Origin of the sequence: Nostoc sp. (assembly GCF_036919595.1) — a bacterium.
Classification (GTDB): domain Bacteria; phylum Cyanobacteriota; class Cyanobacteriia; order Cyanobacteriales; family Nostocaceae; genus Nostoc.
Map to the genome: position 1 here is coordinate 1 of NZ_JBALCO010000199.1, position 14,071 is coordinate 14,071.

General features: G+C 41.9%; 6 protein-coding genes and 6 pseudogenes. 9 read left to right on the top strand and 3 right to left on the bottom strand.

Features of this window, described 5'->3' with window-relative positions:
* The 3 genes from V7K21_RS30220 to V7K21_RS30230 all read left to right on the top strand — a co-directional run.
* Window positions 1–194 (top strand): hypothetical protein (locus tag V7K21_RS30220; RefSeq protein WP_335179754.1); only part of this gene is annotated, 194 nt, incomplete at its 5' end.
* The gene (locus V7K21_RS30225) at window positions 176–1,114 is read left to right on the top strand and encodes a zinc-binding dehydrogenase (protein ID WP_335179757.1); all 939 of its coding nucleotides are present in this window, start codon (window positions 176–178) and stop codon (window positions 1,112–1,114) included. The genes V7K21_RS30220 and V7K21_RS30225, both read left to right, overlap by 19 nt.
* A complete protein-coding gene (locus V7K21_RS30230) occupies window positions 1,038–1,697 on the top strand; it encodes a transposase (RefSeq protein ID WP_335179760.1) in 660 nt (219 codons plus the stop codon). The genes V7K21_RS30225 and V7K21_RS30230 overlap by 77 nt, the downstream gene beginning before the upstream one ends.
* A 33-nt stretch (window positions 1,698–1,730) precedes the next feature.
* Here V7K21_RS30230 and V7K21_RS30235 read toward each other — a convergent pair.
* Window positions 1,731–2,048 (bottom strand): annotated as a pseudogene (locus tag V7K21_RS30235) (ISKra4 family transposase); the annotation flags it as partial.
* Between the two features lie 435 nt (window positions 2,049–2,483).
* Between V7K21_RS30235 and V7K21_RS30240 the strand changes: the two are divergent.
* Window positions 2,484–3,545 (top strand): annotated as a pseudogene (locus tag V7K21_RS30240) (methyltransferase).
* Between the two features lie 115 nt (window positions 3,546–3,660).
* A pseudogene (locus tag V7K21_RS30245) lies at window positions 3,661–4,898 on the top strand (ISAs1 family transposase).
* Between the two features lie 382 nt (window positions 4,899–5,280).
* Here the strand turns inward: V7K21_RS30245 and V7K21_RS30250 are convergent.
* A pseudogene (locus V7K21_RS30250) lies at window positions 5,281–5,415 on the bottom strand (IS630 family transposase); the annotation flags it as partial.
* Between the two features lie 429 nt (window positions 5,416–5,844).
* On the opposite strand from V7K21_RS30250, the gene V7K21_RS30255 reads away from it, so the two are divergent.
* The 3 genes from V7K21_RS30255 to V7K21_RS30265 all read left to right on the top strand — a co-directional run bounded on the left by V7K21_RS30255 (window position 5,845) and on the right by V7K21_RS30265 (window position 13,269).
* Window positions 5,845–6,177 (top strand): hypothetical protein, encoded by a 333-nt coding sequence (locus tag V7K21_RS30255; RefSeq protein WP_335179763.1) that lies wholly within the window; start codon window positions 5,845–5,847, stop codon window positions 6,175–6,177.
* 47 nt (window positions 6,178–6,224) lie between these two features.
* Window positions 6,225–6,536, top strand: a complete 312-nt coding sequence (locus tag V7K21_RS30260) for a hypothetical protein (RefSeq protein WP_335179766.1) — start codon at window positions 6,225–6,227, stop codon at window positions 6,534–6,536.
* 355 nt (window positions 6,537–6,891) lie between these two features.
* On the top strand, window positions 6,892–13,269 hold the full coding sequence (locus tag V7K21_RS30265) for a non-ribosomal peptide synthetase (protein WP_335179768.1): 6,378 nt from the start codon (window positions 6,892–6,894) through the stop codon (window positions 13,267–13,269).
* A gap of 237 nt (window positions 13,270–13,506) precedes the next feature.
* Here V7K21_RS30265 and V7K21_RS30980 read toward each other — a convergent pair.
* Window positions 13,507–13,617, bottom strand: a pseudogene (locus V7K21_RS30980) (IS701 family transposase); the annotation flags it as partial.
* A 32-nt stretch (window positions 13,618–13,649) separates the two neighbouring features.
* On the opposite strand from V7K21_RS30980, the pseudogene V7K21_RS30270 reads away from it, so the two are divergent.
* Window positions 13,650–13,933: pseudogene (locus V7K21_RS30270) on the top strand (transposase); the annotation flags it as partial.
* Window positions 13,934–14,071 lie beyond the last annotated feature (138 nt).

The window sequence follows — 14,071 nt, forward strand, 5'->3', positions numbered from 1 at the left end:
GTGAGCATCTGTGTGCTAGCACTCCTTATAGTCAAATAGCTACAACGCTTATTGTTGGCTGGTGCGCCGCAGGCGCACCCCCTGAACGGTTACCTTCTTTAAACGGTAGTCCCAAACTTTGGCGAAATTTATCCTTGAGGATTTGTACTCGTAATGTCACAGTAGTAATTATCGTATGTGCTTGCTCGTTTTAAAGAAAGTATTCCATGAACGATTAAGCTTTTTCTACCTTCAAAAACTTTTTAGGCAAACCTACATCATCTTCCTATCTGCGATCGCCGCTTCTCATGCCTTTAATCCTCAATGGGCATTAAAAGCTGTAACCCCTATTTTACATAGCTTAGAGCTTTTCTTAGTGCCATTCCGTCATGGTCCCTTTGCCGAGCAAATCCTAGTCCCGACGGAAAACGCCATCCGGATCGGTTCGCTTGATGAGGCGGATGCAGCGCGATGGTGCGGGCTGGGTGCGTTTCTCGTGCCGTATGGCGGTCTTCTCGCGGCGAACTTGCAGGCGGGAGAGACAATCCTGATCAGCGGTGCTACTGATAACTTCGGCAGTGCGGCCGTCGCCGTCGCCTTGGCGATGGGGGCGAGATGCGTCGTTGCGCCGGGTCGGAACGAAAAGACGTTTAAGGATCTGACGCGTCGTTTTGGCGCTCGTCTCCGACCTGTGAAGCTCTTGGGCGACGAGGAGGATGACCAAGAGCGGATGCGGCAGGCGGCACCGGGCCCGATCGACTGCGTGCTAGATATCCTGCCGCCCTCGGTTAGTACGACGACGGTACGCGCCGCCATCATGACGGTGCGACCTTACGGGAGGGTTGTGTTGATGGGGGGTGTCGGGATGCTAGGAGGCGCTGGGCTGGAATTGCCCTATCCGTGGATCATGAGAAATTGCATCACCTTACGTCTGGACTTTAGACTAAAGGTGAGCGATCGCGCCGTTGAGTGGCTAGGGAAAAATGGAACAGGTGAAAGTCCAGGATGCAATACCTGCGATCGCTCGCTGCTAACGTTAAGAGTGGGCTTTGCTCCTGGTGAACTGCCCACCCTGTTGCGATCGCCACCGCCTCATGGGGGGTACACCATCGCTGTGTCTGGCACAGACATTTGATACTCTACCTTCAACCATAACTGTGCGAGAGATTTATTATTACATTGTCATTCCTGGCTTTCGCACTGAACGAGTTAGTTTAATTACTACTCTCTTAGATACAAAAACCTATTCTACTCTGGAAATCGTTGGGCTTTATGGTCAACGCTGGGACATTGAATTAGATTTAAGGCATCTAAAAACCACCTTGGGAATGGATATTTTACGATGTAAAACACCTTCAATGGTTCGCAAAGAAATTTCCGTTTACTTGCTTGCCTACAATATACTTCGTGGTTTGATGTGGTCGGCAGGTACCACTTACCGTACTCCTCCGTTACGCCTATCATTGCAAGGTACTTGCCATCATTTAAATAACTTTATTCCCGAATTGTTAGCCGCAGCTTCAACAAAACGTCAGCGAATTTATCGTACTTTACTAAAAGTTATTGCTCACAAGCCTGTCAGCGTAGACGCGAAGCGGCTTGTCGTCAGACATCGCCCCGGAAGAAGTGAAGCACGGGTTCGTAAACGCCGCCCGAAAGCTTACCCTTTAATGACGAAACCACGGCATGAATTACGTAAGCAATTGCAAACTGCTTAAACCACAAGCCTTTGGGCTTTTCTTAATGCCATTCGAACCAGAACCAATAGAGCAAATCTGCTCCGCCTGGTAGTAAGCGTAATTGATAATCCGGCTTCGATGCTTGCTCAAATATGCACAAAAATTCTTCTTAGCTTGTTTTTTTGCTAAATCAACAAATAAAGCGCTCGCTACGCCAACTTTACCAGTCCATAGGAAGTTTTCTGCAAGCTTTTGTCGCTTAACAGAGCCACCAACTTTGTAAAGATTTTCTCGCAAATGATACCAATCAAGGATCTCCAGGCGAGTTGATGAACAGCCAATTTCACTAAATAATTTCCACACACCATCATGTCCATCCCCCAAGCAGACTGTCGTCCTTTATTTGTGCCTGTTGTTTCTTCGATAAAAAAAAGGCAATTTTGGGACTGACGTATTCCAGCATTTGCGATTCCTTCCAAGGTTTGTAACTCAGATGGTGATGTATTTTTATACAGAATCACCGCGATTTCTTTGACTGCTGCTTGTAACCGTTCTTGTTCTTCCGGGGTCATGGCTATGCTTCCAGTCAGTATTGTCTTATCCCCATACTACACTCCTTAATCAGTATTTCTGCAAAAATGGGATGCTCCCTGGCTCCCTCAAGTACCTTTCACCCCTGCAACACAGGTTGCTCAGTATTTTTCTTTACTATCGGAAAAGCTACGCTGAAGGTTCTCAGTGGAGACAGGTTAAAGGGTCAATAGTTATTTGAGTAAAGAGGATCGGGTTGAGATGAAAAAACTAGAAATTGCTCCCCAAGAGATGATGCTCAATTTGATCGGTGGATTTTGGATTGCTCGATCAATCTATCTTGCTGCGAAGTTAGGGATTGCTGATGTGTTTGACGATCAGGCGAAAACGATCGCTCAAATTGCCGCAGAAACAAAAACCGAACCGCAATCGCTCTATCGACTTATGCGTGTGGCAAGTGTCAGCATATTTACCGAAGTCTCAGATCAATGTTTTGCACTGACTCCTTTAGCTGCAACGCTACAAAGCAATCATCCGAACTTAATGCGGTCTGTTGCGCTCGCGCAGATGGGATACGCGCACTCTTTGGGCTGGAGTCATGGCATACATAGCTTGAAAACCGGGGAGATTACGTTTGATGCTGTCGCAGGTATGTCGGCTTGGAATTATTACGCTCAAAATCCCGAAGATGCTCAAATGTTCTCGCAGTCGATGACCGATTTAGGACGTGAGGGCACACGAGCGGTTGCTGCCAGCTATGACTTTTCCCAATTCAAGACAATCGTCGATGTTGGTGGAGCGCAGGGCAGCTTAATTTCTGCCATTGTGCAGTCGTATCCCCATCTCAAAGGAATTCTATTTGATCTGCCCGAAATCATTGCCAATGTCAGTGTAGACGACAAGATTCAACCCGTTGCTGGAAATTTCTTTGAGTGTGTGCCATCAGGTGGTGATATTTACCTGATGCGCCGGGTCATTGTCGATTGGGATGATGAAAAGTCCTCACTCATTCTCCAGAACTATCATTGAGCGATGCCAGATCAGAGCAAGTTGCTCCTGGTCGAAAGCATTATTCCACCGGGTAACGAACCCGATCCAGCAAAGTTTATTGACATGATCATGCTGCTGATGGCAGGTGGACGGGAACGGACTGAGGCGGAATATCGATCATTGTTGCGATCAAATGGTTTTGAACTGACGCGAGTGATTCCGACAGGCATAAAATCTATGACGACCCTAACCGCTTTTGCAATTCTTTCTGGGATCTTTTGGACAGTTGCATACTTGTTGATCATTCAGCGCTCAATTCAAGATAAAAGCGTTGGAATGCCAGGGGAAGCGCATCTAATTTTGTAGCTAAAATGACAGATTATTTTGCACAATTGTGGGATTAGAAAAAATATTTAAGCATTAAAGACATTCAGTAATAGGCTAATAATCAAAGCATCTATCTAGCATCAGGGGCAGTCTCATGGCATCAGGTTTAAAATCTCCAAAATCAACGATTAAAACCTCAAAAAAATTGAGTATAGCCAATGCGCTAGCACTAACAGAACAGATGGAATTAATTTTTAGCGAAATAGAAGACCCTCGTGTAGAAAGAACCCGTGTCCATTTGTTAACAGATATTTTAATAATTGCAAGACTATCAGTGATTGCAGGAGCCAATGGATGGGAGGACATAGAAAATTATGGATTGAGTAAATACGAATGGTTGGAGCAGTTTTTAGCTTTACCTGAAGGTATTCCAAGCGCAGATACATTCCGACGAGTCTTTGAACGCATTAACCCAAAGGTATTTGAGGGATGTTTTAGACGTTGGGTAGAATCAATAGTTGAGACAGTAGGGGCTTTGTGATTCCCATTGATGGTAAGACTCTCAAAGGTTCTTATGATCGGACATTGGGAAAAACAGCTTTACATCTAGTCAGCGCATGGTCGAGCGAGTACCGCCTTGTTTTGGGACAAGTGAGAGGAGCTGACAAATCAAATGAAATTACTGCAATTCCTGCATTATTAGAATTATTAGATATCGCAGGATGCATTATTACAATTGATGCAATGGGTACACAAATCGCAATTACATCTCAAATTTTTAATGCTAAAGCTGATTACATTTTAGCGCTTAAAGGTAATCATCCTACACTTTATACACTAGTTTTAGACTGGTTTCTTGCACGCTTGGCTTTTGGGTTTGAAGGGATTACCAATAGTTCCGACGAACGGGTAGAAAAAGGTGGTCACCGTACTGAAAAGCGACAAGTGTGGTGTGTTCCCGTTTCTCAACTACCACCTCTACATAATCATTCGGATTGGGCCGGGCTGAAATGTTTAGTTATGGTTGTGCGGGTGCGACATTTGTGGAATAAAACAACTCGTGAAGTGCAATTTTATCTAACTAGTTTAGACTGCAATGCTCATAAATTAGGGCAAGCTATCCGTCTCCACTGGGGCGTTGAAAATGGATTGCATTGGAGTTTGGACGTTACGTTCAATGAAGATGCTTGCCGCGTCCGTACTGGCCATGCTCCAAAAAACTTGTCGTTGCTGCGACGTATAGCACTTAATGCACTAAATTTAGAGCGATCGCTCAAGCGTAGTAATCGTCAAAAATCAAATCGAGCCGCTATGGATAACAACTATATGTTGACGATTCTTGCTGCTTGTTTATCACACCATCATGATCCTTCAAATGCTTCTTGTCAATAGGGTTTGAGATGCGCTTACCCTGGTAACTAATATCAAAAGTAAAAAGGAGAACAATCACTATGTCAACTACAGAAAACAAAGTTATTGCGATCGCCTTAGCAGCAGCGATATTGGTGAAGCGATCGCTAAGTTACTTGCTTAAAAAGGTTTACAGGTTGTATTAGGGGCACGGCGCACCGATCTACTTGCAGCATCGCCCGTGCTATTGCTTTTGCGATCAAGCAACTCGCAGATGTGGATGTCAGTGAGATTGTTGTTCAACCGATCAGACGAGGCGATTAAGCAGCCGATTTGATTAAAGCTGTCGCCTAATATCACTACGCATTTATCTAGTCAATAGCAAGTCAATGTTCATCAGGGATAGTTCTAAGCTAATCAGCATTTAAGCTGCAATATAGCTAAAATTACCTTTATGTTTGATGTTCCGATGCCACTTAATCACTAACTCGCCTTGATTCAACAGCTTATCTAGCAGTGATTGTAATTCATCTACTGATTTAAATAAGCGATGAGCAATGCGATTTTGTGAGATGGGGAAGCAGGGGAGGCTCTTGAGGCAGGGGGGGTAAAGGGGAGGAAGAGACTAAGTATATTTTAGAGTATTTTAGTAGCAAAAATACTATTTAATCTTTGCTTCCCCTGCCCCTCTACTCCCCCTGGGAAATAGTAAGTTTTGGCTTCAAAATAACGCAGAGATAATGTTACATCTGCGATGCCAATGGATTGCTAAAAGTTGGCACAATTTTTGTGGCTCTATTTTTAATTCTTTCCTTAAACCTAGCAGTGCTTGAGAATTTTATACTTAAATTCTCTCTTTTTGAAATTTTTAGTCGCAATCAATACTAAATAATTAAGCTTAATTATCATCAAATTAGATGCTATAGGAATCATATTTGATTCCTGAAAAGAACTACGAGATAATACGGAGAGGGATATCTGTCAAACAGTGAACAATGATGAACCAGCATCTACAAACCGCGATACCTTCGGTGATGCGAAACACTTTACCGGACTGAGTGATTGTCAAGCACGGGACGTCAAAAAGTTAAACTTCCATTTCAATGCCAGTTTCACCGCCTTAAATATTGCCAAGCTCAATGCTCATCAACAGCAGTCGGGTCAAAAACCCTTTGTCTTTTCAATGGCTAGTGTCAAGCGACGCGCACTCAATGACCATTTGCTAGACACCTTTATTTCAACGTTAGGACTTTCGCCAACTGTAATTAAATCCCATCCTAACTACCAAAACCTAGGAGCTTACGGCGTTATTGCTGCCTAATTTTGTCCGGAGTATTGTATAAGTAAAGCTTGATGTTGAGCGATGTTATGAATCGACTATTTAGCGACTTTATTTTAAAATGTGTTAAAACTGAAGGAATTCACAATTATTTTGAAATTGGTGTAATTGGTTACGATACTACTATAGGGATTGTCAACCCACTTACAGGAACTTTAGCTCAGGAATGGATAAATTTTATTGATCTTTTTGAAATTAATCCTTTACGTTTAGAAGAGAGGAAAAAGAAGATACCTGATGGAACAGGCGGTATCATCGAAACTACTATCAAGTTTCCTGTCTGGTTTGACCCTATTGCTGAAGGTGGAGCGCCAATATGTTCTGCATTGGAGACAGCTTAGAATGTCCTGAATTACTGGTGTGCAACTCATGCAGATGCCTATCCACCCCTCTTTGTCCACATTACTGCTATATGAGATTAAAAAAAATGGATAATTGGACGAATTAGAAAATTTTATTAGCTCAAAAAAACAAAGTTTGGTTGTGGGTATACCCCATAAGAAATTGTACAAACATTATTTACTATATATGATTAAGACTTACGCACACTCTATGAGTCTTGGCGATGTTGGCATCTTTGCGGTTCAATAAATTAAGCTTTTTAGCGATTTTTGCGTAAGTCCTAATAATTTTGTATACTTTTAGTTACTAATTTTCTCTGAAAAAAAAACAATAAATGCTTGAGGCAATAAAAATATGGCAATTATAAATGGGAAGAATTTTCAAGTAGATTGCTCCTACGAAAACTATATTTACAATTTTAGCGAAACATCGCTAATTCATCAAATATTTGAAACTCAAGTTCTGTATTCTTCCAATAACATTGCGATAGAACTGGAAGCTCAATGTATTTCTTATCAAGAATTAAATCAGCGTGCCAACCAACTTGCTTATCATTTACAAGTATTAGGAGTGCAAGCTGATATTATCGTTGGTTTGTGTTTAGAACGTTCTTTAGAACTCATTATTGCTATACTAGCTATCCTAAAAGCAGGTGGTGCTTATCTTCCTATTGACCCCAATTATCCAGCAGAGCGTACCAGTTTCATGCTGGATAATTCCCAAGTTTCTATATTATTAACTAAAAGTCATCTCTGCAAAGGTTTGTCATTACAAACTACATATCGCTTTTGCTTGGATAATTATGAAGAAGCGCTCGCCCAAAATCCGACAACCAATCCCCAAAGCGAAGTTACTCCAGACAATCTAGCATACGTCATCTACACCTCTGGTTCAACAGGTAAACCCAAAGGTGTGGCAATGCCTCACCGTCCGCTTGTCAACTTAATTGCTTGGCAGTGGCAAAATTCAACAGTCGGTTCTAGTGCTAAGACACTCCAATATACTCCTATTAGTTTTGATGTCTCCTTCCAGGAAATCTTTGCTACCCTCACCACAGGCGGTACACTGGTTTTGATTTCCGAACAAATGCGCCGTGACCCTATTAGGCTGCTAAAATTTCTCAACCAAGCAGGTATTGAACGGCTGTTTTTACCGTTTGTGGCACTGCAACAGTTAGCGGAAGTAGCACAGATGGAAACAATCATACCGATTAGTTTATCTGAGGTGATTACTGCTGGGGAACAATTACGCATCACAACAGCGATCGCACATTTATTTAGTCAGTTAACTAACTGTAGTTTGCACAACCATTATGGTCCGTCTGAAACTCATGTAATTACAGCCTTGAGGTTGAGTGGTTCACCGCAAGATTGGCCAATTTTGCCAGCAATAGGACAACCAATTGCTAACACCCAAATACATCTGCTAGATTCACACTTACAGCCTGTGCCTGTTGGAGTTCCTGGCGAGTTATATGTTGGTGGTGTCAGTTTAGCAAGAGGATATTTCAACCGTCCTGACTTGACAGCAGAAAGATTTATTGTCAGTCCTTTTGACAAATGCGAGCGCTTGTATAAGACAGGTGACTTGGCAAAATATCTTGCCGATGGCAATATTCAGTATTTAGGACGGATAGATCAGCAAGTAAAAATTCGTGGCTACCGGATTGAGCCAGGAGAAATTGAAACTGTACTTGAACAATATCCTCAAGTACGGCAGGCAGTAGTAATTACACGAGAAGATGTACCAGGTGAACAGCGTTTAGTCGCCTATGTGGTTGGTAATAGGGATGCCCCAGCAATTTCTCTAACTGAACTGCGGCAATTTTTACGGACACAGCTACCAGAGTACATGATACCGAGTGCGATCGCGCTAGTAGAAAAACTGCTACTGACTCCTAGTGGTAAGGTTGACCGCAATGCCCTACCTGTACCAAGCTACGAAACTAACCAAGAGAATTGGGTTGCTCCTCAAACCCCGGCAGAAATGGCACTAGCAAATATTTGGGCTGACATTCTCGGCTTAAAGCAAGTAGGAATTTATGATCATTTTTTGGATTTAGGAGGACATTCACTTCTAGCAACTCAGGTAATTTCTCGTATTCGAGATGTTTTTCAAGTCGAGTTGCCTTTGCGTTGTCTACTGGAGTCAGCAGCAATCGCTGATCTTACAAAGCTTATAGAAACAGATAGGCAACAAATACGAAGTACACAGATTCTCCCTATTCAACCAGTAGGACGCGACGCTAACTTACCTTTGGCATTCGTACAGGAGCCATTGTGGTTTCTGGATCAGTTAGTACCAAATAATCCCTTCTATAATGTCCCAGAAGCCTTTTGCCTCAATGGTTTCTTGAATGTTCAAGCTTTGGAGCAAAGTTTCCAAGAAATTATCAACCGTCATGAAATTATACGTACTACCTTTAAAGCTGTGGATGGGCAACCTATACAAGTGATCCATCCATCTCCAACCTTTAAACTACCTGTAATAGATTCAACAACACAAGAAAGCCAAGTTTGGGAATTAATTATCCAAGAGGCTAGACGCTCCTTTGATTTATCTGAGGATCTCATGCTGCGTACTGCACTCTTTAAGCTGAGTGAAACGGAGCATTTTCTTTTGATCAACTTGCATCATATTGTTTGTGATGGTTGGTCAATCAACGTATTATTGAAGGAACTGGGGACTCTCTACACTGTCTTTGCATTAGAACAGACTTCTCCCCTGTCAGATTTAACTATTCAGTATGCTGATTTTGTGGTGTGGCAACGACAGTGGTTGCAGGGTGAAATCCGAGAACATCAGCTTGCCTATTGGCAACAGCAATTAAATGGTCTACCACCCATAGTGTCATTACCAACAGACTTCCCCCGACCGCTAGTGTCAACCTATCGAGGGGCACGTCACTTCTTGAGTTTATCCACACCTGTAACCAAAGAACTTCAGGAATTGAGTCGTAGAGAAGGGGCTACCTTATTTATGACACTGCTAACCGCCTTCCAAACATTACTATTTTACTATACTGGACAAGACGATATTGCGATTGGATCACTCGTTGCTAATCGCCATCGCCCGGAACTAGAAAAGATGCTAGGGTTCTTTGCCAATACCATCGTCCTGCGAACAGACTTATCTGGTTGTCCTAGTTTTCGGCAGTTGCTACACCGAGTTCGAGAGGTGACTTTAGAAGCTTATGCTCATCAGGACTTACCATTTGAGGAACTGGTGCAAACATTACAACCCGATCGCACTCTCAACCATAACCCACTGGTTCAAGTTGTATTTAACTTGCAGAATACGCCCAGATGCACTTGGGAAGTGCCGGGTGTAACGTTAACTCACCTGCCCTTTGATAATAAAACTGTCAAATTTGATTTGTTTTTGGAATTAACTGAAACACCAACTGGTCTAGTAGGTTACTTCGAGTATAGTACCGACTTATTTGCAGCGACTACGATCGCCCGCATGGCTGAACATTTCCAAAAACTATTAAAGGATATCGTTGTTAACTTAGATGCGAAAGTTTCAGATATTTGCTTGTTAAGTATAGCCGAACAACAACAATTCAATACATGGAATCAGACCCAAGGAGATTTTCCTCAAGAATGTATTCACCAGTTGTTTGCAGCCCAAGTAGAGCAAACACCAGATGCGATCGCTATTGAATTTGCAGGACAACACCTGACTTACCGAGAATTGAATCAGCAAGCAAATCAACTAGCACATTATTTGCAAACCCTTGGTGTTAAACCAGATGTTGTTGTCGGTATTTGCATTGAGCGATCACCCCAGATGGCGATCGGACTTTTAGGAATTCTCAAAGCAGGCGGGGCTTATTTACCACTAGATCCGGCTTATCCTCAAGAACGTTTAGCATTTCTGCTCAACAACTCACAAGTGTCGGTACTATTGGCACAGCAGAATCTAATCGAAAAAGTAGCAACACCTAACATACGGATAGTTTACATAGACAGTGAGTGGGAAGCGCTCGCCCAAAATCCGACAACCAATCCCCAAAGCGAAGTTACTCCAGACAATCTAGCATACGTCATCTACACCTCTGGTTCAACAGGTAAACCCAAAGGTGTGGCAATGCCTCACCGTCCGCTTGTCAACTTAATTGCTTGGCAGTGGCAAAATTCAACAGTCGGTTCTAGTGCTAAGACACTCCAATATACTCCTATTAGTTTTGATGTCTCCTTCCAGGAAATCTTTGCTACCCTCACCACAGGCGGTACACTGGTTTTGATTTCCGAACAAATGCGCCGTGACCCTATTAGGCTGCTAAAATTTCTCAACCAAGCAGGTATTGAACGGCTGTTTTTACCGTTTGTGGCACTGCAACAGTTAGCGGAAGTAGCACAGATGGAAACAATCATACCGATTAGTTTATCTGAGGTGATTACTGCTGGGGAACAATTACGCATCACAACAGCGATCGCACATTTATTTAGTCAGTTAACTAACTGTAGTTTGCACAACCATTATGGTCCGTCTGAAACTCATGTAATTACAGCCTTGAGGTTGAGTGGTTCACCGCAAGATTGGCCAATTTTGCCAGCAATAGGACAACCAATTGCTAACACCCAAATACATCTGCTAGATTCACACTTACAGCCTGTGCCTGTTGGAGTTCCTGGCGAGTTATATGTTGGTGGTGTCAGTTTAGCAAGAGGATATTTCAACCGTCCTGACTTGACAGCAGAAAGATTTATTGTCAGTCCTTTTGACAAATGCGAGCGCTTGTATAAGACAGGTGACTTGGCAAAATATCTTGCCGATGGCAATATTCAGTATTTAGGACGGATAGATCAGCAAGTAAAAATTCGTGGCTACCGGATTGAGCCAGGAGAAATTGAAACTGTACTTAACCAATATCCTGCGGTTAAGGAAACGGTTGCAATAGTCCGCGAGGATCAGCCTGGTGAAAAGCACTTAGTTGCCTATCTTTGTCTTAAGCAACAAGAGTCTGAAGATAATTCTTCAGCTACATCGCAAACTGGACAACTACAACAGTATTCTCTCCCTGAAATAACCACTCAAAACAAACTTGCTAATAACTTTGAAGACGAACAGACAGTTAATCTTGTCAATCTATTACCACAACTTCGTGCTTTTCTCAAACAAAAACTACCTGAGTACATGATTCCTGCTGCCTTCGTCGCTATGGAAGCTCTACCAATTACGCCTAGTGGCAAGGTTGATCGCCGAGCATTGCCTGTACCAAACAGAGTTAGACCTAATTCACAGGAAGCTTTTGTTACCCCTCGTAACTATGTTGAACAGCGATTAGCTGAGATCGCAACTCAAATTTTGGGACTGGAACAAATTGGAATTCATGACAACTTTTTTGACTTGGGAGGATACTCTCTGTTGTTAGCCCGGATGCTTTTGCAGGTACAAAAAACATTCCAGATCGAGTTATCCTTACAAAATATTTTCATAGCTCCCAGTATTGCAGAACTATCTAAAATCATTACAGCAATAAAAGCTGGAGATGAGCCAGCATTAACTATTCATCCTACCTTCGATCTACAAGCTGATGCTATTTTAGATCCAACAATTAACTCTAAAACTGCATCACTTGAATTAGTTTTTGAACCAGTCAATGTTTTGTTAACTGGTGCAACAGGCTTTTTGGGAGCTTTCTTGCTTCACGAATTACTTGAACAAACCCAGGTGAAGGTTCATTGCTTAATTAGGGCTAATAATATTCAAGAAGGTAGCCAACGCATCAAAACCATACTGGAATCTTACAAACTTTGGAATCAAAATAGAAGCTTCAGAATTATTCCTGTTATCGGCGACATATCGCTACCACTACTAGGCTTACCGTCTGAACAATTTAAAATTTTGGCAGAAACTATCGATACTATCTACCACAACGGTGCATTAGTTAACTTCGTTTATCCATACTCTGTGCTAAAAGCTGCAAACGTTTTAGGTACACAAGAAGTTCTGAGATTAGCAAGTCGAACTAAGATTAAACCAGTTCATTTCCTTTCTACCGTTGGCGTTTTTTCACCGACTGCCTATACTGAAACGCAAGTCATTTTAGAACAGGAAGCTGATCGCCCACATGGTCTCTACGGTTACACACAAAGCAAATGGGTTGCAGAAAAATTAGTTACACTTGCTTCTGAGCGAGGAATTCCCACAACTATCTATCGTCCCACTTGGATAGAAGGACACAGTCAAACAGGAATTTGTAACCGTCCCGACTTTTTACGCAGCCTGATCAAGGGCTGTATTCAACTAGGATTAGCACCTGATTGGAATATGCCAGTAGATATTGTTCCTGTTGATTACATCAGCCGTGCGATCATCCAGTTATCAAAAGAAAAAGCTCTTAATAGAAGAATATTTCACATCTCTAATCCTCAATCAATCTCATGGAATCAGCTTGTTAACTGGATACAGAATTTTGGCTATTCAATTCAACAGATTCCTTTTGAGGATTGGCTTTATAAAGTCATATTTATTGTTCCAAATATGCCAGAAAATGCTTTATACCCTTTTTTATCTTTCTTATCTGAAAAGCTTCCAGAGCAGCAACAATCAATTTCTGAAGTCTATTTTCAACCAAAATCTCTGCAATTTGATACTCACAATACAGTTAGTGGGTTAGTAGGTAGTAATATTACCTGCCCACCTGTGGACAATAAACTACTCAATACTTACTTCTCCTACTTTATTCACTCTGGTTTTTTGGAATCTCCTCTTTTTGACTAAGTACAGCATTTCATAACTCCGTGACGAATTGAATGACCGTAATCCTTGCAGGAGTCGTGAAAAATATAGATAAGGAAACGAACCGCCATCTCTGCGAGAGGCTTTTGCCAACGCGCAGCGTCTCCAAGAGTTGAACGCCAAGAACGCAAAGGGAAGAAAAAAGAAAGAGATAGACATCTGGTGAAATTAAATATGCATTATCCAGTAGGGTGCAGCCCTGACACGCGACAATTTAAATCAAACCAAGCACATAAGAATACTTGGGCGTTTCAGTTGCTGTATTAAATAATTAGAAAGCAAGTTATGCTTGATTTGATAAATAGTTTGACCAGTTGTATAGGCTAAATTGGCTACTAAGTAGATACTGACAATAATCTAATAAAGTCACTCTTCAACGTAGTAGAGGTCGAATAAACATGATGGGAGGTTTAAGGCTTTTCGATAAAAAACGAATATGTTATTTTGTTGAAAGAGGAAATGCAGAAACATTTTATTAACAGCTGAAACAGCTACATAAATTTGTTGTGCAAGAATGGTTAGATTTAGGAAACAGTCTCGAAGACGAGAGCATGATCCGAAAATAATCATTTTTCTAGATAATGCTAGTTACCATAAACGTAAAGATATTTGTGGCGAGATTGAAAAGAATTTCCCGAATATTATTTGAGAATATCTATCCGCTTATAGTCCTGATTACAATCTAATCGAATTATAGCAGTCGCCATCTCAGTTAGGACGTAGGATATATAGAGAAGTGATTGATTTGTGCATTCCTATGGCAAACCCTTACAGTTATGACCTA